The following is a 20,229-nucleotide window of genomic DNA, read 5'->3' as shown; positions in this document are numbered from 1 at the left end:
GCAGGCTCACACATCATCTCGCGACAGTGGGCAGGACATGCACCGTGGTCCGCCGCGTCCGGAACCCAACTCCGAGCCCGGGATCCGCAGCACCTCGATGCCCGCATCCTCGAGCCGGGTATTGGTCATATCGTTGCGCTCGTAGGCGACAACCACGCCGGGCGCGAGCGCCAGGGTGTTGTTCCCGTCGTCCCACTGCTCGCGTTCGGCGGTGACGACATCGAGTCCGGTATCGATGACCCGCAGCTTGCCGATGCCCATCGCATCGGCGGCCGCCGGCAGGAACGGATCGGGACCGCGCATGCTCACCCTGGCCTGGTCGTTGCGCCCGCCATAGTCGTCCTCGCGATGAATCGTGAACGCGCACAGCGAATCCCGGACCGCCGGATACATCACGACGGCATCGGTATCGACCATGGTGCAGACGGTGTCCAGGTGCATGGTCGCCCGGTTCTGCGCGATCGGGACGACCAGCACGGTGTGCGCGAGATCGTCGTCGAACAGACTGCGCGCCAACGCTTCCGCGCCCGCGGGCGAGGTGCGCTCCCCGACGCCCACCGCCACCACCCCCGGTGCGAGCAGCAGCACATCACCGCCCTCGATCGGCGCGGTATGCGATTCGTAGGCCCGCCGCACCCCGAGGAAGCGCGGATGGAACGCATAGATCAGATCGGTCAGCGAGGTCTCGCGCATCCGGGCGGGCAGGGCGAGCGAGGTGATCGCCACCCGCGGGCCGACCCAGAAGGACGAATCCCTGGTGAACAGCAGATTCGGCAGCGGATCGATGACGAAGTCCGCGCCGTGGTGCATGCGCCGCACCAGCGAGGTGTTGTCACCGCCGAAGGGCAGTTCGTCGAAGGTCATACCGGACATCAGGATGTTGGCCAGATCCCTGGCCCGGACGCCACGCAGGAAGGCCGCGAGTTCGTCGGCCAGGGTATGCCCGAGTTTGCGCGCGTCGACGGCCCCGGAGATGCCCTGGATGCGGGCGGCGCCGCTGACCGAGAGGGTTTCGGCGAGCAGATCCGCGAGCAGCAGCACCTCGACGCCGCGCTCGCGCAGCACGCCGCTGAAGGTGTCGTGCTCCTGTTGGGCTCGCTCGACCCAGGGGATGCCGTCGAAGAGCAGTTGATCGTTATTGCGCGGAGTCAACCTGCGCAGCTCGTCGCCGGGCCGATGCAACAGCACGGTACGCAGGGTGCCGACCTCGGAGGTGACCGCCAGCCGCCCGCCCGGTTCACCGACGCCATCCAGCCCACTGCCCGCTTCGTCCGCACCGCCTTCGTGCCCCGCCCGCACCGCGTCTGCTCCCATGATCCGACCGTAGTTCGCCGAGGGCGTAAGGGCACGCAATTGGGTGTAGCCGATTCTCACCCCAGCACACCCTAACCTGAAGTATTGTTCAGGTGAATGGAGGAGCGTGATGTCGACAACCGATTGGCGGGCGAAGGAGCTGACTCCCGGGCAGCTGTCCGAGCGTAGCGGAGTAGCGGTCTCCGCGTTGCACTTCTACGAACGCGAGGGTCTCATCACGAGTCGTCGCACGAGTGGAAACCAGCGCAGATACGCGCGCGAAACGCTGCGCCGCGTCGCCTTCATCCGCATCTCGCAGCGGGTCGGCATTCCGTTGAGCGAAATCCGCGCCGCCCTGGACAAACTCCCCGAGGGCCGCACACCGACCCGACGCGACTGGGAAACCCTGTCCACCACCTGGCGCGCCGATCTCGACGACCGCATCACCCAACTGACCCGCCTGCGCGACAACCTGACCGGCTGCATCGGCTGCGGCTGTCTCTCACTCGGCAGCTGCCGACTGGTCAATGAACACGACCGCCTCGGCGAGCAGGGTCCCGGTGCCCGGGTACTCGATGTGACGCTCAACTGCCCTTCGAAACCAGCAGCCTGTTGAATCGATCGCCGATGCGGCGCATGACGAATTCGTAAGGGTAGGCGAATTTGCGTGCCCACCAATAGGCGAAACGGATATCGGAAGAGGTGTAGACGAGGAACTGATTGCGCTCGATACCGCGAAGTATCACCGCCGCAACATGTTCCGGCGTAACGGCGTGTTTGGTGAACGCGGTGGTGAGTCGCTGGATCCGGCGATCGTTCTTGTCCACACCGACGAGTTCGTAGGTCTGCACCAAAGGCGTATTCACCGCGCCCGGCACCACCAGATGCACCGAAATGCCGTGGCGCTGTAAGTCGAATCGCAAAACCTCGGAGACGCCGCGGATGCCGTACTTGGCCGCACTGTAGGCGGCATGCCATGGCAGTGCCAGGATTCCGGCCGCCGAGGAGACATTCACCAGTGCCCCACCGCGTTTCGCGCGGACCATCGGCGGTACGAAATTCTCGATCACGTGGATCGGGCCCATCAGGTTGACGTCCACCATCTTTCGCCAATGCCGATGCTCGAGATTCTCGACCGTGCCCCAGGTGGACGTGCCCGCGATATTCATCACGATATCGAGGCTGCCGAATTCGGCGTGCACATCGGTCGCGAAAGCGGTGACCGCGTCATAGTCGGTGATATCGAGGGCGCGCGATACGAGGACCACACCGCCCGCTTCCTTGATGGTGCGCACCGTATCCTCGAGCCCTTCGGCGTTGATATCGGTGAGCACCAGTTCGGCTCCGGCCCTCGCCGACGCCAGTGCGGTCGCCCGGCCGATTCCGCTGGCCGCCCCGGTAACGAGCACCTTCGCGTCCCGCACCGTCTTCCCGCGACCAGAGCCAAGCACACCGGATCCCATCTCGAATATCATGAATCGGTTCTCCGCAGGGTACGCGGCGTTCGCGAGGCCCAGCAGCCCGGGTGAACAAGTTTCAGAGTTCGGAACCGCGCCGTCCGCACAGCGAAATATCGGACTACCGCCCCAGCACCGCCAGCATCCCCGCGACGGCTCGCGGCCAGGTGAACTGCTCGGCCCGGGTGCGCGCCGCCTTCCGACGCCCGGCGGTCGGCAGCGCGAGCACATCGGTGACCGCCTGGGCGAAGGCGGACGGCCGATCGGCGGCGACCGCGCCGCATTCGGCGGTCACGATATCGGCGAGCGCCGAGGACCGGCTCGCGACCACCGGCGTGCCCGCGGCGAGCGCCTCCAGCGCGGCCAGCCCGAATGTCTCGTGCGGACCGGGTGCCAGTGAAACATCGGCGGTGGCGAGCAGCCTGGCCACCATCGCCCGATCGGTGATGAATCCCGTGAAGTGCACGGCGGGCAGTCCGCCCGGCAGCGGCGGCAGCGCGCGCGCCCGACGCTCCAACGCCTCCCGCCGCGGGCCCTCCCCCGCCACGACCAGCCGGGCCTCCACGCCGGCCTTACGCAGCGCGCCGATGGCCTCGATACTGCGATCCACCCGCTTCTCCACCGACAATCTGCCGCAGTGCACCAGCAGCGGATGTCCGGGCACGCCGAGATCGGCACGTAGTCGGTAATCGCGGCGGCGTGGACTGAACAGCTCCAGATCCACCCCGAGCGGCACCAGTTCGACATTGGGCGCATCGATGCGCAGGAACTCCGCGCGTGCGAATTCCGTTGTGCAGACCACGATGTCGTAGTCGTCGGCGGTGCGGCGGTTGGCGATATCGGCGCAGCGGCGTGCCACCGGCCTCGGCATGATCTGGCCGAGTAGTCGGTCCAGGCGCTCATGGGAGATCATGACGCTGGCCACGTCGCGGGTGCGCGCCCAGCGCCCGAAGCCGCGCAGGGTCAGCCGATCCGATACCTCGAGCACATCCGGCCGCAGCCCGGCCAGCACATCGGCCACCCGCCGTGGATCCGCCGCCCGATATCCGCCGGTCCACGGAATCGCCAAGGCGGGCAGGGTTATCCGCACCGCACCGGTCGGCAGTATCTCCTCCGCCCGACGCGGTCCCGGCACAATGAGCACCACTTCGTGCCCGGCGGCCACATAGCCCTCACCCAGATGATGCAATGCGGTGCGCAGCCCACCCGACCGCGGACCGTAGAAGTTCGCCAGTTGCACGATGCGCACATCGCCGATCGTGCAGCGAAACGGGTTCCCCCCGGAACCCATGCGCCCAACGGCGCATGAACACCCGTGAAAGACCCCGCTAACGGCCACGCCCGGCGCGATCCGATACTCGGGTACGCGGCTACAGCCAGCCGGTCAGGCCCGGGTACCCCGGCCCGCACGGGGCAGATCGAGATCCAACTGGATCCGGCCGACGGCCAGATGCGCCTCGACCTCATCGGCGGGCATCGGCCGCGCGATCAGGAACCCCTGGGCCCGATAACAACCCAATCCGACCAGGGTCCGCGCGGCCACCGGCGTCTCGACGCCCTCCCCGACCACGCCGAGCCCGAACGATCCGGCCAGCCCGATAATCGACTTCACAATCGCCAGATCGTCGGTGCTCGCGCCGAGGCGCTGCACGAACCCGCGGTCGATCTTCACCGCGTCCACCGGAAGTGCCTTGAGATGCGAGAGCGAACTGTAGCCGGTGCCGAAATCGTCGATGGCGATCTGCACACCCATTCGCTTGAGCCCACGCAACGTGACCTGGGTGCGCGCCAGATCCTGCACCACCACATGTTCGGTGATCTCCAGACAGACCGAACTGCCGTCGATGCCGAACAGCCGCAGCATGTCCTCGATCCGCTCCACGAAGTCCAGGCTGACCAGCTGAACCGGCGAAACATTGATCCGCATGACCACATTGGCCGCCAGGCCGCGCCTGCGCCATTCGGCGAACTGCGCGCACGCCGAGCGGATCACCCAGCGCCCCAGTTCACCGGCGAGATTGGTGGCCTCCGCGACCGTGACGAACGCACCGGGCGGCAGCAACCCCCTGGTCGGATGCAACCAGCGCACCAGCGCCTCCAGCGCGACGACCCGGCCGGTGCGCAGATCGACCTCGGGCTGATAGTGCAGCAGCAGCGATCCGTCGGAGACCGCGCCGCGCAGATTCAGCTCCACATCGTCCTGCAGTTCGAACTGCGCGCGCATGGCGTCGGTGAAGACCGCGACACCGTTGCCGCCACCTGACTTCGCCGAAAGTAGCGCGTGATCGGCCCGGCGCAGCACATCGGCGACCGTGGTCTCACCCGGAATGCCCACCGCGACACCGACACTGGCGCCGCGGCTGACCGATTCCCCGCCAACGGTGACCCGCCGTCCGATGAGCTGCTGGATGCGCGTCGCCTCCAACTCGGCCGCCACCGCGTCCATCGGTTTGGCGGGCACGATGACGAATTCGTCGCCGCCGAGCCGGGCGATCATGTCATTGGGATCGAGATTCTCGCGCAGCCGCGAGGAGAGTGTGCGAATGAAGTTGTCCCCCGCGGTATGCCCCAGAAAATCGTTGAGCGCTTTGAGCCGATCGAGATCGAGAAAGAATGCGGCCACTGGGCCGGGACTGCCCTGCCGCAGCCGCTCCTCCATGTGCTCGAGCAGCGCCCGCCGGTTCGCCAACCCGGTCAGATCGTCGTGCAGGGCGATATAACGTAATCGCTCCTCGGCTACCACGCGCGCCTGCAACTGGGCGAACAGTGCGGCGATCGCCTTGAGCACGTTCAGTTCCCTGGTGCTCCAGTCGCGATCGCCCTGTTTGATGAATCCGAGCACGCCGGTCGACTCGCCGCGGGAGAGCAGCGGTACGGCGGCCATGGCGACCTGTGGAATGCCGGAGGAGCGCCGGATGGTCTCCTGATAGTCGGCGGATTGCTGGGATGGCCGCACAATGATCGGTTCGGTGGCGTGTTCCAATTCGCGGAACACCGAATCCGCATGCTCGAAATGCACGATCTTCAGCGGATCCGGATCCGGTACATCACCGCGGTGCGGCCACTCCGCGATGAGTACGGTCGCCCGCTGCTCTCTATCGGTATGGCGTAGGTAGCTGAAATCGACGTCGAAGTGGTCGACCAATCTGGCCAGCACACGTTCACTCGCCGCCACCATGGTCGTGGCGTCGACGCCCATCAACTCCGAGGCGACCTGGGTCACCAGTGAGTCGAGCGTTCGCCGAGGCACCTATTCTCCGATCGCGCTAGCTGCGGTTGCCCGCGCCCGGCACTGGAAGCCGCCTGCTGCGGACCGTGGCTGCTGCCGCATAGCTCAGGCGAAGCACCAATGCCATGATCTCATGCCCAGGCACTCCCAGCAGGTCCAGGAAACGGCCCTGAAGTGACGTTAGTGTATCCGCGAAATCCTCGGAAATCCCTTTCAGCTCGTCGGGGTGCCGCGAATAGAGGAATAACGGCGAGACCGGTTGCACCGCGAGACCGAGCCGTTGCGCCTCGATCCAGACCCGCTGCACGGCCGCGCCACCGCGCGCGTAGTCGGCCAGTGAGACCGCTGCGGCCCCGGACCGACGCGGGAACGTGACCGCCAGCAGCGCCGAACTCGACCGCACTCGGTCCCGGGTGTACTCGCCGAGCGCGGTCCCTGCTGACCATTCGCGCAGCCGATCCATGACATCCGAGCGCACACCGATCCGGATCTTGGCCTGCTCGTCGGCGGCCAATTCCATACTCCGGATATCGATCCCGGTGCGCGGATCCTCGCCGGGCCAGCGCAGTTCGCCGAACAGCTCCTGATGCAGGCGCGGGGTCAGATAGCGGATGCGATCGGATTCGGACAGTAGCGCGGCCGCGGCCGTGAGTTGGTCGGGTGTGGTGACGGCACGGACCATCCCGTCCGCGTCGGCGGCCGCGGCCCGCAGCGCGGGCAGGATGTGGTCGGCCAGCGGTGCGGCCGTGCCGAGGCGCCGGTTCGTCTCGCGGGTGAGCGCGTCCGGATAGTCACTGGCCAGCGCCGGATCGGTGCCGTCGCCGAGGTGCAGCACCGCGGTCAGCGCGGTGGCGTTGTCCTCGATGAACTCGAAATCGCCGAGTATGCCGTGCGCGGCCGCCGCGGTACGGGCGTTGTAGAGCGCGGCACCGATCGCTACCGCGCTGCCGCGATAGCCGATATCCAGTGCCGACGAACGGGTTCGGGCGAGCTCGATGCGCACGTCGTTCCCCTCGGCTCGCAGCGACCACGGTTGGGTATTGCCGCCCGACGGGGCGCGCTGCGCGCATTCCAGCACCATGTCGAGGGCGGTTCCATTCGATTCCGGCGCAACACCTTCCAGAGCCGGATATTCGTCGGATACCTTCTCGCAGCCGGGCTCCGGCTCGGCCAGTTCGTCGAGGCCGCGCTCCAGATCGAATCGGGTCCGCCCCGAGGACAGCTTCTGTCCGAGCCCGATCCGGCGCACCGCCGCCGCCACGATGGCCGCGCCCAATTGCACATCGCCGCCGAGCTGCGGCCAGGTCGTGACGGTTTCGTCGATCTCGACCAGACTCGCCGCCATCCGGGCCGAGAGCTCCTTCGGATCCAGGATCCGCATGACGTGCGGCGCCTTGTCCTTGGTGGACAGCCCGCGCAGATCCGCCCCGACGGTCGCGCCGAGCAGACCGTGGAATGGCGGACGGTCCGGTTCGAGGTCATAGCGCTCGACGTCGAACAGTCCGCGATCGCTGGTATCCATCAGCAGCGGAATGCGGTGGCGCCGTGCGCCTTCCCGGACCGCGAACTTGATATCGAGCGAATCACATTCCTCGATGACGATCGATAGTCCCTGCATGAATTCGTCGACGGTGTCCTCGTCCACGCCCGCGGTGTAGACCTCGACCGGCAGATACGGATCGAGTTCGGCGATCCGGCGCGCGGTCACGATCGACTTGTTCACCCCGATATCGAAGATTCCGGCCGGCACCCGATTCAGATTCGACAGTTCGATATCGTCGAAATCGGCCAGGCGCAGCCCGCCGCAGCTGCCCTCCAGGGCCAGCGCGTAGGCGACCGCGTGGCCGACGCTCTGCCCGACCACCCCGATCGTCTGATCGGCACAGCGCAGCTGTTCGGCGCGGGTGAGCTTGTTCTGATTGCGATCCAATCGGATTGCCCGATAAACCTTTTCGCCGGGCAGCCCGACCAGCGTGCGCCGCCACGGATAGTAAACCCACCGGTCGGTTTCCGGGCCGCCGAGATCCGCCGGGGGCCTGCGCACCTTGGCGAGTTCGGCGCGCAGCACATCACGGAGGTCGTGAATGCGGACCAGCGGCGATTTCCGCAATTGCACGAGGATCTGCGCGTCGGCTACGGCCATCTCGTCGAGAATCAACGGGCGGTGCTCCGCGGTGAGGTCACCGTTCATGCCTGCGCCAGTCCTCCGATCCCTGATCCACCCGAGGGAGCCCGACCGTGCGGTGACAGCCAAGCATCCAACGCCGCACGCTCCAGCGCGATCAACGAACTCTGCAATTTTGTGGCTAATGACCGATATGTCCGGGTATCCCACCACATCGGGCTGGTCCGATAGCGGTCGTCGGGATAGGGCACAGACGGTATCCGATCGGCGACATATCCACCACTCGAGCGGTAGAGGCCGATATTGCGCGTGGCAGTGGTGACGAAACCGAACCGGGCATCGAGCAGCCGCACGGCGTGCACGACACAGCGCGACATCGCGGCCACGAGCGCGGCACGCTGCTCGGCCGCCCGTGCGACCCAGACCGCTTTCACCTCGACAACCCCCTCTGGTATCCGGTCAGCAATCATCGCTCGCAACTCGGCGGCGCCGGGTCGACCGGCCCAGGCGCCGAGGGCGCGTACCTCGTCGGCGGCGCCGTAGGGACCCTGTGCCCGCAATCCCGCGACGACCGCGCCGGTCGAGTCGACGGCGGCGAAGAACAACGATGTCGAACGGCCGTCGACAACCCCGTCGTATTCCAAAGCGTGATCAACGCCGTAGTGCCGGTAAACCTGCAGCGCACCGCGCAGATAACGGCGCCACAGATCAGGATGAGCCTGCGGAGTAGCGACATGAAAGACATAACCGGAATGCATGTCCCGAAACCGCAACACCTCGGCATCGCGCGTGCCCCCGGGGCCGACTGCGATTGTTTCGACAGTCATGGTGTTCCTACTCCATTTGCTACCGCGCATCCGCGCGGTCATCGAGCCGGTCCGGCCGACTCACCAGACGACTCGCCGATCAGGTGAGTTTGCCTAGGGCAGTATCCGTCATCCGAGAAGAATTGACCAGATGTCTGGTTAATCTTCCGAAAACTGAGCGGCCGCACCCAAATCGCCGCAGGTCAGAACGCTCGAACAAGCCATCGAATGGAATAGGGAGACCAGTCGGTACTGATGAAGCTAATGTTCAGCAACTCAAACCAGGATGGAGATGAACAGTTCAACCGACTCCGGCCCGCGCCAGATCTCGATCTCTTCACGGTAGGCCCGAGTGATCTCGGCGGAGGCCGTCGCATCGTCGACCTGGGCCCAAACATCCTCGACCGGATCGTGATAGTCCCCGTTCGGCTCGAACCGAGCGTAGACACCCTTGGGTACCTTGACCAGCACGTCACCAACCGGAACCGCACTCGGATCCGAGTACTCGAAACACACGACAGCGTTGTAATTCCCGGCCGGATCCGGCACGTAGACCGTATACATCAGCTGGTCGGCGCCCGCGCGGTCGCGCAGCCGATCCTTGAGGAATTCGATCAGATCACTATTGCTGACCTTGAAGCTCGGACGCACCCGCGGCACCACGAGGCCGCCGTAGATGGCCTCGCGGCGCACCACGATCGCATAGGTCATGACCGCGCCTCGCTACCACTGCGTCGCGAGATGACCTGTGCCATGGTCTTTTCGCTGCGCTCACTCACCGCGCATCGACCGCCAGGTAGAGATCGATCTTGTACGCATGCGGATAACACTCGAAATCACCGGTGTAGGTGCGTTTGATCTGGTTGTGCTCTTCGGCATAGGCGATCTGCGTCCACAGGTCGGTCATCACCTGCGGAAAGTTACCGACCGAGGAGAATCGGGCATAGGTGCCGCGCGGCAGCCGCGCCACCAGGTGACCGCGGGTGACATCGCCGAAGACCGCGCACTCGTAGCCGACGATCTGGGTGTTATAGGTGCCGAGTTCACCGCTGTAGTCGGTGTAGGCGCTGGCCAGCGGGCCGCCGAGTTCCTGATGCAGTACCGCTGCCCACGCGGCCTCTAAATCGTGGTCACGCAGTTCCCCGAGCGCACGTTTTGGGCTGCGCACCGGCAATCCGGCCACCCACATCTCGTCTCGCTCGACGATTTCAAACTGCATGAAGAGACTCTTTCGAGGTGAATCCGGGGGCGTTGCCCGCATCCGGTCGGTCAGAAAGGCCATGCTATCAACTCGCCCCCGGTGGCCAGGCTCACATGTCCGGGTCGTTACCCGCCGCGCACGGCCAGTCGAACTGGTCGCGCGACCTGAAGGCAAACGATCGGCAATCGATGCATAGTGGACATGACCGTTCTCGTCTATCGCTGATCGTGTGGCTTCCCGACACAACGAACGGAGTTCAGATGACCGCGGACGCGATCTACGACGAATTGGACAGGCGCGCGGCGGAAGTGGCCGATCAGGTCGTCCAGTGGCGACACCACCTGCACCAACATCCCGAGCTGTCCAACCGGGAGTCGAATACCGCCGCACTCATCGCCGACCACCTGCGCTCGCTCGACCTGGACGAGGTGCGCATCGGCATCGCCGGACACGGCATTGTCGGCGTGTTGCGCGGCGGCGCGGGCGGCGACCGGACGATCGCGCTGCGCGCCGATATCGACGCGCTTCCGGTACCCGATCTGTGCGGTGTCGACTTCGCATCGACGGTGGTGGACGACGACTATCCCGGCGGACCGTTCCCGGTCTCGCATGCCTGCGGCCACGACTGCCATACCGCGATGCTGATGGGCGCGGCCTCGGTACTGACCGGCTTGCGCGATCGGCTGCCCGGCACGGTGCTGTTCGTGTTCCAACCCGCCGAGGAGGGGCCGCCGGTGGACGAGCAGGGCGGCGCGAAGCAGATGCTCGCCGAAGGCGCACTGGACGATCCCGCCCCGACCATGGCATTCGGCTGCCATGTCACGCCATATCCCAAGGGCTACATCGGATATCGGATCGGCAACCAGTTCGGCGCCTCCTGTCTGGTGCAGATCACCATCACCGGCCACCAGGTGCACGGGTCGACACCGTGGATGGGCGTGGACCCGATGCCCGCCGCTGGCGCGGTCATCACCGGCATCGGCCAGCTCTACCGGCAGATCAGCGCATTCGATCCGTGCACCGTCACCATCGGCCACGTGCAGGATGTGGGCCGGTTCAATATCATCGGGCAGACCGTCACGCTGTGGGGCACCATCCGCTGCGCCGTCGAGACCGATATGGTCGATATCCAGAAGCGCCTCGACACTCTCGCGGCGCATTCGGCGCAGGCCTACAACTGTTCGGCAACAGTCGAATACCTCCAGGATGTGCCCGCCGTGCACAACGCCGAGGAGTGGATCGAGGCGGGGCTGCCGACATTGCGGCGCGTGGCCGGGGCCGATAAGGTCACCCCGACGATTCCGACACTGGGATATGACGACGTCTCCGAGTTCGTCAACAAATTCGGCGGTCTCTATGTGACGCTCGGCGTGCAGGATTGCGAACTGGACCCGAAAACCGGCATGCCCGTCCCCGTTCCCGGTGGCCGGGCTATGGCGATGAACCACAATCCGCACTTCTATGCCGATGACGGGCCACTGGTCACCGGGGTTCGGCTCCATGCGCACGTCGCATATGACCATCTCAGCGGCGCGCTGTCACCCAAATGACCACCCGCACTGTGTGATCGAATACCTATCGTGTGCGAGACCATCGCCCAACTCGACGCCGCGGTCGCCGACTGCTTCGCCTGTCCGCGGCTGGTCGCCTGGCGGGAACGGGCGGCCAGGGAGAAGCGCGCGGCCTACCGCGACGAGACCTACTGGGGCAGGGCGGTTCCCGGCTACGGCCCGGATGACGCTCGGCTGCTCATCGTCGGCCTGGCCCCGGCCGCGCACGGCGGCAACCGGACCGGCCGGATGTTCACCGGCGACCGCAGTGGAGATTTCCTCTATGCCGCCATGTACAACGTCGGGCTGACCAATCAGCCGACGGCGGTGCACCGCGATGACGGACTGCGGCTCATCGGTGCGCGCGTCACCGCACCGGTGCACTGCGCACCGCCGGACAATAAGCCCACACCCGACGAGCGCGACCGCTGCAGGCACTGGCTGGAAACCGAATTGGGCCTGCTCGCACCGACCTTGCGGGCGGTGGTGGCACTCGGTGCGTTCGGCTGGCAGGCCCTGCTTCCCGCACTCGCGTCGTCGGGCTGGACCGTGCCGCGCCCACGTCCCAAATTCGGACACGGCGCCCATGTCGTATTCACGCCGAGCGCCGCCGGTCGCGCACCACTGCACCTGTTCGGCTGCTACCACGTCAGCCAGCAGAACACCTTCACCGGCCGACTCACGCCCGAGATGCTCGAATCGGTGCTTGCCGCGGCGGCCAGCACCGCTGGCCTACCTGCCGACAGCAGCTGATCCTTCGCCGAGCACCGGCGCGCCCGCTCGGCGAACCGCACCGTGGATCAGGACGGCGGCGTGATCTTGGTGATGACGGTGATGCCCTCGCGCGGTGCGACACTCACGAACTGCCGGTACGTACGCACCGTCGAGTCGGGCCGGACCTCGGTGATCACGACGTCGTAGCGACCGTCGAGCATCGGCGTGATCAGTACGCAGTGCTGGGTGCCGACCGGAACGGATTTGATCCCGGCATCGATCAGTTGGGTGGCCGACACCCCGGCGTCCGGGCTGGTCAGCGCGCGGGCGTCCGAGCCGGACCGGGCTATGTAGTAGGCGTATTGGAAGGCGAGAATCACGTCCGGACCCGATTTGGTCGAACCCGTGCCATTGCCGCGCACCAGTTGTTCGGTACGGGTCGGTTCGCAGTTCGGGCCGCCGCCGAGCACCGGATCGGTGATCGTCGCCGTCGACTGCCGGGTATTGCTCGCCTCGGCCGTGTACACCAGCACCAGCGCCACCGCCGCCAGCGTCCCGAAGAATGCCGCGCTGCCGACCAGCCAGGGCCGGTGCCGCGGGCGTCGTTTCCGGCGTGGTTGGCGCGGGCCCGGTAGGGCCCGTGGCGCCGATCCGGGCGGGATCATCCCAGGCCATAGCGGGTCGGCCGAACGGTTCCGGCTTCGGCGCATGCCGGTGCGAAACGCGGCGGTATTGCCGCCGGAATCAGCTGCGTTCGACGACACCATGATCTCGCCACACCCCTTTGCCGGTGCCGCTCGGGCGACCTTCAAAACTTGCCGGGCCAGCAGCCCTATCAATGCCGTTGTGCAATAACAAGATTGCACATCCGCCCGAGTAATGGCGACCGAATCGGCCAGCGCGCGCCGGTCGACGGACCGGCAGAGTATGCCCGATCCGGCCGCGGACGCGTCCGATTTCGGCAACTTTGGAGGGTTCCCACAAGAGCCGGGCCGAAGGTTCGTAAGTACGGGCATACCGTGATCAAACCGCGCCGGTAAGCTCTTCCCGAAACGATGTCCGGCGAAAACGCCTGCTCAGCAATGTGTTTCGGCACCCTGCCCAGCACCGGGAAACGCCTACGACGATACCGCTCGACAATGATGTCGAGTTGCGGCGGCCCGGCTGTACGCCTGTCCGCTTCGCATAAGGCACTCGTCAGGACACCGAAACCGAGTTACCGGAAGAGAAATCAGGAGTGACGCTCGTGCGTAACCTCTTTACCGCCGATGGACGATTCCCGAACGTCGTCGTGACGAGTCTCGCGGCGACCACCTCGATCGCTGGCGATGTCGATGCGACGTGGAAGGGACTCCTCAACGGCGAGAGCGGAATCGAGGAGCTGGACGATCCGTTCATCGAAGAGTACGAACTTCCGGTGCGCATCGGCGGTCACCTGAAGGTGCGGCCGGATACTCTGCTGACCCGGGTCGAGCAGCGCCGCATGGCCTATGTCGAACAGCTCGCGACCGTCCTCGGTCGGGAGGTATGGCGCAATGCGGGCAGTCCGGAGGTGGATCCCGAGCGACTCGGGGTGGCGATCGGCACCGGCATCGGTGGCGCGGATGCGATCACCGATGCGAACAGCAAGTTGAAGAACGGTGGCTATCGCAAGATTTCGCCGCTGGCCGTGCAGATGATCATGCCCAATGGCCCGTCGGCCGTCGTCGGTCTGGAACTGAAGGCCAGGGCCGGAGTGATCACCCCGGTCTCGGCGTGCTCGTCCGGGTCGGAGGCGATTGCCAACGCGTGGCGCATGATCGCGATGGGTGACGCCGATATGGTCGTCACCGGCGGTGTCGAGGGCTACATCGATGTCCTGCCGATCGCGGCATTCACCATGATGCGCGCCATGAGCACCCGCAACGACGACCCGAAGGGCGCCTCACGTCCGTTCGACAAGGATCGCGACGGCTTCGTCTTCGGCGAGGCCGGTGCGCTGATGGTCCTGGAAACCGAGGAGCACGCCAAGGCGCGCGGCGCGACCATTCACGCGCGGCTGCTCGGCGCCGGAATCACCTCCGATGGCTACCATTTGGTGGCTCCGGCGCCGGATGGCGATGGCGCCGCCCGCGCGATGACCCGGGCGATGCAGACCGCGGGTCTGACGGCGAAGGACATCACCCACATCAACGCGCACGCCACCGCGACACCGATCGGCGATGTCGCCGAGGCGCGCGCCATCAACAAGGCCGTCGGCAACCACGCCTCGGTCTACGCGCCGAAATCCGCACTGGGACATTCCATCGGCGCGGTGGGCGCGCTCGAATCGATCCTGACCGTGCTCAGCATCCGCGACGGCGTCGTGCCGCCGACCCTGAACCTGGAAAACCTCGATCCCGAGATCGATCTCGATGTGGTGCACGGTGAGGCGCGCCAGCAGGAGATCGAGTACGCGATCAACAATTCGTTCGGATTCGGCGGGCACAATGTCGCGCTCGCCTTCGGCCGGTACTAGCGGACCAGGATGGCGCGCGGATAGAGCAGCTGGAAGCCCAGCTTCTGCACATTCTGCTGTGACTTCGAACCGGGCAGTGTGGTCACCACCGCGAGGTCACAGCCCGCGGCCGCCGCGACGGCGAGGCGCACCGACAGCAATGAGGCCTGGACACCGCGTCGACGGAATTCGGGCAGGGTCGCCGCACCGCACAGTTGGGCGAGGCCGTCGCTGAGGCGCAGGCTCGCGCCGCCGGCGGGCACGCCGTCGATCCAGGCCAGGGAACCGACGAAACCGGTTGTCGCGGTGAGGTCCCGCTCGGCGCGCTCGAGCGCCTCGCGCGGGAACTCCTCGTGCGAGGCGACGCCCTGGGTGTCCGGCGTGGCGAAGCCGTCAACGATCACGTTCACCCAGGTATCGAATTCCTCGTGCTCGACATCGCGGATCTGCACGCCGTCGGCCAGCTGGGCCTTGCGGTCCGGGTCGAGTCGCAGACCGAGGACGTTCTCGAAGCCGACCAGCACGTAGCCGCGGCGGGTCAGGCATTCGACGACGGCAGGATCGGCGAGGGTCGAGACCTCGAACTGCACCGGTGCGTCGCGCTCGGCGAAGGCCTGTTCGACGGCCTCCAGCTCGGCGTCGTCGAATGCACCGCCCATTCCGACGGCGACGACCTTGTCGAGCGGCGATCCCGCGCCCGCCCACACCGCGACGCCGCTGCCGATGGGGTGCAGCAGCACTCGCTCGCGCGGATCCCGGCGCGCGGCCGCGCGTGCACCTTCCTCGATCAGGGTGCGTTCGGCGTGCTCGACGCGCGCTGCGAGGTCCTGTCCTGTGAACAAACCCGAGGCGAACTCAGATGGCATGGGGAATTCCTACCTCGCCGATAGTGCTCGAGTCACCTGTTTTTCAGTCGCCGAGCTGGTTCGACGTGTCCCGGTAATGCGGGTCGGCACCGTTGGTCAGAAGATCGCGACCGGTGCGACCGGTGTCCCGGTAGCACCGACGAACGGTTCGGGCATTGCGCTGAGCAGGAATTCGTAGCGCCCCTCCTCGGCGCAGATCCGCGACAGCTCCTCGAGATTCCAGTTCTGCCCCTGCAGCATGCCCATCTCGACCAGATGCAATGCGTGCACCGCCAGCCACCCGTTGTCGAACTCCGGCGGGAAGATCTCGAATGCCAGGGTGTCGTTCGCGACGGCCGCGACATCACGGGCGTGGAACCATTCCGGACTGCGCACCGAAAGTCCCGGTGCGGGAACGGCATACCCCTGTTTGTCGCCCGCCAGATACAACCGCATCTGGCCGGTCCGTACCAGCACCACATCCCCGGCACGGACCTGGGTGCGCGCCAATTCCTCGGCGGCCAGCAGGTCCTCGGGTCCGACGGCGTGGTCGCCGGGGAGGCGATCGACGCCATGGGCGGCCGCGATATCGAGCAGCACACCGCGCGAGACGATATGGCGGGCCTTATCGATTCCGCTGAAGGCGGCGCCGCCGTGCGCGGTGATGGTGTCGGCCGGACGTCCGTTGTAGATCCGGCCGGAATGCGAGACATGGGTCAGCGCATCCCAGTGGGTGGCGGCCTGCAGTCCCATCGTCACGACGTCGTCACTGGTGGCGACCAGTCCGGGTCCGAACATCTCCCAGTTCAGCGCGATCATGGAATGCAGCGGATCGACCCGTCCCGGTATCAGTCCGGTCTGTATTCCGTACTGCTGCAACGGAACCGCCAACGCGACCCGCCGCCCGGTGCGCACCGTGGCCGCGGCATTGCGGACGACCTCATCGGTTATGAGATTGAGGGTGCCGATCTCGTCGTCAGCACCCCACCGTCCCCAGTTGTTCACCCGCTCAGCGATATCGAGGAATTCCCGGGGCAGTGCCATGGCGGCAATCTACCGTTCGCGGCCGGATCGCGGCGGCGAACGTCGCGCGGCGCAGCGACTCACTTCGGCGCATGCCCGTCCTGGGCGATGAGCACCGAGCAATCGGCGTGTCGGGCGGCCTTCTCGGCGGTCGCTCCGATGAAGCGACCCCAGATCGCCGAATGGCCGCTGCGGCCCAGGACGAGCAGATCCGCCTCGTGATGCGTTGCGGCGATGGCGAGTTCATGTGCGGGGTGTCCGGCGCGGACCTCGGCTTCGATGGCGATGCCGCGTTCGGCTGCCGCCGCGGCCGCCGCGGCCAGCCAACGGCGGCTGGTCTCCTCCTCGACCGAGCGCTCCTCCTCGATCTCACCGATCACCGGCCGGTAGAGCGGCCGATGCTCCTCCACGGCGACGACGGTGAGCGCGGATTTGTGCGCGGCGGCCAACTCGAGCGCGATCCGAAGAGCCTTGCGGGCGCCGGGCGAGTCGTCGTATCCCACCACGATCCGCTGGAACACATCTCCAGTGTGATCCTCCCGTCGATCGTGGTCCAGCGGCGTGAAGAGTTCGCCATCCGCCCACGGGAGGTGTTCGTATCCGACTGTGGAAGGTGTTCGGCAGACCCCGAGCGAACTATGGTGACCGTATGCCCGTTACCGACGGTACCGCTGTCTCCGAGCCGCCAGTCATCCCCGGTGTGCGCCGTTCGTTCATCACCGCCCGCGATGTCCGATTCCACGTCACCGAGGCCGGACCTGTCGACGGTCGGCCGGTCGTGCTGCTGCACGGCTGGCCGGAGCACCATTACGCCTACCGGCACCTGCTCGCCGACCCACCCGATGGGCTCCGGATCATCGCGCCCGATCTGCCGGGCTACGGCTGGTCGGGCCCCGCGCCGCATCGGTGGGCGAAGGAGGACGTGGCCTCCGATGTGCTCGCACTCCTCGACGCGCTCGGTCTGGACCGGGTGCTGCTGGTCGGCCACGATTGGGGCGGATACGTCGGATATCGCATGGTGCTGCGCGAACCCGATCGCTTCGACGGCTATCTCGTGCTGAATATGGCGCATCCATGGGTTCCGGTACCGACGGTATTGCGCCATCTGTGGCGCTTCCTCACCTATCAACCCCTGGTCGCCACCGTGGGTGTGCCATTGCAACAGCGCACGAAGTTCCTCGAGCGGGTCATCGGCGCCGCGATCACCGACCACAGCGCCTTCGGCCCCGAGGCGGTGCGCATCTTCGCCGACCGGTTCCGCGATCCGGTCTGCGCCCGCGCCGCCACCGACACCTACCGAACCTTCTGGCTGCGCGAAGTCCCCGACGCCACACGCAATCCGGAACGCCGCCGCATCACCATCCCGGTCCGCGCGGTCTTCGGCGTCGAAGACGTCGCCGTGCACCCTTCCCTCGCCGCCGCCGATACCGCCAAAGCCGACGACTACATCTTCGAACCCGTCACCGGTTGTGGACATTTCGTCGCCGATGAGCGCCCCGATATCGTCCGCGCCCGTCTGATCGAACTCGCCGCAGCCACGAAATAGCCTTTATCGCTGCAACTCTCGGGCTCGCGCCGATGCGGGATCGCCGGGTCATCGGCGTCGGCACTGAGCTCGGCCAGGGGCGTCCACAGTTCGGCGATGGAACAACATTCTCGCCCCGGGCCATGGCGAGCTTCCGGGTGAACATCCGGGCTGCCGGAGCGGCACAGGCGAACAGACGCGTGCTGAATTCACCCATCAGATCCGACAGACCTTCGATCTGCCCACGATGCGCGGGATCAGACGTAGGGAGCCAGCGCCGTCGCGATTCGATGCGGATCGCCGAGCCCGCGATAGTCGCCCGCATCTCGCATCAGCCCGGGCTGTATCGCGGCCACCAGATCAGCGGCCTGATGCAGCGAGCATTCGGCGCGGCCGAGCAGTTTGCGAACCAGCACCACCTGTTCGAGGGTCGACCAGTCGGATTCGGCGATCCGTTCGGCGACCGCGGACAAGCCGCCCGAGGCCAACGCGGCGCGCAGTTCGGACAACTCCACTACGCGGTCGGTGAGCAGTGTGCGGTACAGCGCCCGCGTCTCGTACGGCAGTGTCGGGATGAGCCCGGCCGCGAACCGCCAGACGAATTCCTGGTGCGCATAGGCCAAATGTGGGTGCTGCTCGGCGAATTCGCGCCAGTCGACGCTATTCGCCGCCGCGAGGAACATGCGCAGCTGCGGGCGCTGCGCGCCCAGTTCCCTGGCCGCAATATCATTTTCGGGCACCCCATCGGCCAACGGCGAGGCCTCCAGCTTCACCCGCACAACGGCGAATCCAGCGTCACGCATGCCCTCGACCAGCTCGGATGCCGAATCCCGCACCGCCGCAAGCGTTCCGGACCGCCGCACCGTCACCATGGGCTGATCGCATACCCGCCCCCGCGCCAGCACGATTTGGGTGAACTTCATATTGCGCTGCCCCGCATACCTTTCGAGCGCATCCACCCCTGTTGCCCCAGCCCGCACGGTGATATGCACTTCGAAGTCGCCCCGAAACTCCCGCGCCCCCGCAGGTAAGCCGGATCGGCCGACCAACTCCCGTTCGCTCATATGTTCTACAGTACGAAAATCCGCATCCCGGTGTCGATCGCGGCAGGTTGCGGAGGGTGTGCTGGAAGGCAAGCCGCTATTGCCATTGCGGGCGTGTCGGAGCAGTGTGAACGTACCGGTGGCGCCATCGGGGCGCTGCCCTGAACACCCCGAGGGGGTGGATCGTGTACGCACGTTCTACCACTATTCAGGCGCAACCCTCCGCTATCGATGCCGGGATTGCGCACGTTCGCGACGTAACATTGCCCGCTCTGGAAGACATCCCCGGCTGTATCGGGCTGTCGCTGCTGGTCGACCGGAAGTCCGGCCGGTGCATTGCGACGACCGCATGGGAGACCGAGGATGCGATGCGCGAAAGCGCGGAGCGCGTTCGCTCGATCCGGGATCGTGCCGCCGAGACGTTCCGCGGCGGCGCACTGATCGAACACTGGGAGATTGCCGCCTTGCACCGGGACCACCGCTCGCGGGAGGGCGCGTGTGCTCGCGTGGTCTGGAGCAAGATGGACCCGAGTCGGGCCGACTCGGCGATCGACACCTATAAGTCCCAAGCCCTGCCCGCAATGGAAGGCCTCGAGGGCTTCTGCAGCGCCAGTCTGCTGGTCGACCGGGCATCCGGGCGCGGCGTTTCATCTGTCACCTTCGACAACGCCGATGCGATGGACCGCAACCGCGACCAGGCAACCGCCATGCGGGACCGAATCGCTGGACAAGCCGGTATGGCGGTGACCGACATCGGCGAGTTCGAATTGGCACTCGCCCACCTGCGCGTACCCGAATTGGTGTAACCACGTGGCGGTGCCGTCATTGCCGACGGTGCCGTCGAGCAACTCGGCCGCGCCAGTGGCGCTTCGGCACCTCTTGCCGCGCGGCCGAGTTGCGCCCTGTCGACTACCGGACAGCTGGCGGTGTGGTAGCCGGGCG

General features: G+C 66.4%; 19 protein-coding genes. 6 read left to right on the top strand and 13 right to left on the bottom strand.

All coding sequences use genetic code 11. The features are described from left to right. Positions 1 to 6: 6 nt before the first annotated feature. Positions 7 to 1,314, bottom strand: coding sequence for an arginine deiminase (gene arcA / locus ACQP0C_RS06390; RefSeq protein WP_433734453.1), 1,308 nt, complete (start codon positions 1,312 to 1,314; stop codon positions 7 to 9). A gap of 109 nt (positions 1,315 to 1,423) precedes the next feature. On the opposite strand from arcA, the gene soxR reads away from it, so the two are divergent. After that, positions 1,424 to 1,909 (top strand): redox-sensitive transcriptional activator SoxR, encoded by a 486-nt coding sequence (gene soxR / locus ACQP0C_RS06385; protein WP_355176626.1) that lies wholly within the window; start codon positions 1,424 to 1,426, stop codon positions 1,907 to 1,909. Here the strand turns inward: soxR and ACQP0C_RS06380 are convergent. The 7 genes from ACQP0C_RS06380 to ACQP0C_RS06350 all read right to left on the bottom strand — a co-directional run bounded on the left by ACQP0C_RS06380 (position 1,878) and on the right by ACQP0C_RS06350 (position 10,129). Beyond that, a complete protein-coding gene (locus ACQP0C_RS06380; RefSeq protein ID WP_433731454.1) occupies positions 1,878 to 2,756 on the bottom strand; it encodes an SDR family oxidoreductase in 879 nt (292 codons plus the stop codon). The genes soxR and ACQP0C_RS06380 overlap by 32 nt on opposite strands. A 115-nt stretch (positions 2,757 to 2,871) precedes the next feature. Continuing rightward, positions 2,872 to 3,999, bottom strand: coding sequence for a glycosyltransferase (locus ACQP0C_RS06375; RefSeq protein WP_433731452.1), 1,128 nt, complete (start codon positions 3,997 to 3,999; stop codon positions 2,872 to 2,874). A gap of 135 nt (positions 4,000 to 4,134) precedes the next feature. Next, positions 4,135 to 5,949 (bottom strand): putative bifunctional diguanylate cyclase/phosphodiesterase, encoded by a 1,815-nt coding sequence (locus ACQP0C_RS06370; protein ID WP_433734452.1) that lies wholly within the window; start codon positions 5,947 to 5,949, stop codon positions 4,135 to 4,137. 67 nt (positions 5,950 to 6,016) lie between these two features. Continuing rightward, positions 6,017 to 8,170, bottom strand: a complete 2,154-nt coding sequence (locus tag ACQP0C_RS06365) for an Rv1355c family protein (RefSeq protein ID WP_433731450.1) — start codon at positions 8,168 to 8,170, stop codon at positions 6,017 to 6,019. Beyond that, the gene (locus tag ACQP0C_RS06360; protein ID WP_433731448.1) at positions 8,167 to 8,931 is read right to left on the bottom strand and encodes a hypothetical protein; all 765 of its coding nucleotides are present in this window, start codon (positions 8,929 to 8,931) and stop codon (positions 8,167 to 8,169) included. Before ACQP0C_RS06360 ends, ACQP0C_RS06365 begins: the two co-directional genes overlap by 4 nt. Positions 8,932 to 9,186: 255 nt before the next feature. Next, positions 9,187 to 9,621 carry an effector binding domain-containing protein gene (locus ACQP0C_RS06355; RefSeq protein WP_433682710.1) on the bottom strand — a complete coding sequence of 145 codons (435 nt, stop codon included), beginning with the start codon at positions 9,619 to 9,621 and terminating at the stop codon, positions 9,187 to 9,189. A 64-nt stretch (positions 9,622 to 9,685) separates the two neighbouring features. Continuing rightward, entirely contained in the window at positions 9,686 to 10,129 is a 444-nt protein-coding gene (locus ACQP0C_RS06350) for a GyrI-like domain-containing protein (RefSeq protein WP_433731446.1), read from the bottom strand. A 242-nt stretch (positions 10,130 to 10,371) separates the two neighbouring features. Between ACQP0C_RS06350 and ACQP0C_RS06345 the strand changes: the two genes are divergently transcribed. Both ACQP0C_RS06345 and ACQP0C_RS06340 read left to right on the top strand, forming a co-directional pair. Beyond that, positions 10,372 to 11,661, top strand: a complete 1,290-nt coding sequence (locus ACQP0C_RS06345) for a M20 metallopeptidase family protein (protein ID WP_433731444.1) — start codon at positions 10,372 to 10,374, stop codon at positions 11,659 to 11,661. A 30-nt stretch (positions 11,662 to 11,691) separates the two neighbouring features. Further along, positions 11,692 to 12,414 carry a uracil-DNA glycosylase gene (locus ACQP0C_RS06340; protein WP_433731442.1) on the top strand — a complete coding sequence of 241 codons (723 nt, stop codon included), beginning with the start codon at positions 11,692 to 11,694 and terminating at the stop codon, positions 12,412 to 12,414. A gap of 47 nt (positions 12,415 to 12,461) precedes the next feature. Here the strand turns inward: ACQP0C_RS06340 and ACQP0C_RS06335 are convergent, their stop codons facing one another. Beyond that, on the bottom strand, positions 12,462 to 13,040 hold the full coding sequence (locus ACQP0C_RS06335) for a hypothetical protein (RefSeq protein ID WP_433731440.1): 579 nt from the start codon (positions 13,038 to 13,040) through the stop codon (positions 12,462 to 12,464). 581 nt (positions 13,041 to 13,621) lie between these two features. Here ACQP0C_RS06335 and ACQP0C_RS06330 point away from each other — a divergent pair. Further along, complete coding sequence (locus ACQP0C_RS06330) at positions 13,622 to 14,872, top strand: KasA/KasB family beta-ketoacyl-ACP synthase (protein ID WP_433731438.1); 1,251 nt, start codon at positions 13,622 to 13,624, stop codon at positions 14,870 to 14,872. Here the strand turns inward: ACQP0C_RS06330 and ACQP0C_RS06325 are convergent. The 3 genes from ACQP0C_RS06325 to ACQP0C_RS06315 all read right to left on the bottom strand — a co-directional run bounded on the left by ACQP0C_RS06325 (position 14,869) and on the right by ACQP0C_RS06315 (position 17,240). Continuing rightward, positions 14,869 to 15,717 (bottom strand): GNAT family N-acetyltransferase, encoded by an 849-nt coding sequence (locus ACQP0C_RS06325; RefSeq protein WP_433731436.1) that lies wholly within the window; start codon positions 15,715 to 15,717, stop codon positions 14,869 to 14,871. The two genes, ACQP0C_RS06330 and ACQP0C_RS06325, sit on opposite strands and share 4 nt — an antisense overlap. 96 nt (positions 15,718 to 15,813) lie before the next feature. Beyond that, positions 15,814 to 16,740, bottom strand: a complete 927-nt coding sequence (locus ACQP0C_RS06320) for a cyclase family protein (protein ID WP_433731434.1) — start codon at positions 16,738 to 16,740, stop codon at positions 15,814 to 15,816. A 59-nt stretch (positions 16,741 to 16,799) separates the two neighbouring features. Next, positions 16,800 to 17,240: a universal stress protein gene (locus ACQP0C_RS06315; protein WP_433731432.1), complete on the bottom strand. Its 441-nt coding sequence runs from the start codon at positions 17,238 to 17,240 to the stop codon at positions 16,800 to 16,802. A gap of 128 nt (positions 17,241 to 17,368) precedes the next feature. Here ACQP0C_RS06315 and ACQP0C_RS06310 point away from each other — a divergent pair, with 128 nt between their 5' ends. Continuing rightward, positions 17,369 to 18,265: an alpha/beta fold hydrolase gene (locus ACQP0C_RS06310; protein WP_433731430.1), complete on the top strand. Its 897-nt coding sequence runs from the start codon at positions 17,369 to 17,371 to the stop codon at positions 18,263 to 18,265. Between the two features lie 236 nt (positions 18,266 to 18,501). Here the strand turns inward: ACQP0C_RS06310 and ACQP0C_RS06305 are convergent, their stop codons facing one another. Then, a complete protein-coding gene (locus ACQP0C_RS06305) occupies positions 18,502 to 19,308 on the bottom strand; it encodes a hypothetical protein (RefSeq protein ID WP_433731428.1) in 807 nt (268 codons plus the stop codon). Positions 19,309 to 19,472: 164 nt separating this feature from the next. On the opposite strand from ACQP0C_RS06305, the gene ACQP0C_RS06300 reads away from it, so the two are divergent. Further along, positions 19,473 to 20,093, top strand: coding sequence for an antibiotic biosynthesis monooxygenase (locus ACQP0C_RS06300; RefSeq protein WP_433731426.1), 621 nt, complete (start codon positions 19,473 to 19,475; stop codon positions 20,091 to 20,093). The last annotated feature ends 136 nt before the right edge of the window (positions 20,094 to 20,229 follow it).

Origin of the sequence: Nocardia sp. CA-129566, assembly GCF_050956075.1 — a bacterium.
Classification (GTDB): domain Bacteria; phylum Actinomycetota; class Actinomycetes; order Mycobacteriales; family Mycobacteriaceae; genus Nocardia.
Note: the sequence above shows the minus strand (reverse complement) of the source record. Positions and strands in the feature narration are given on the sequence as shown.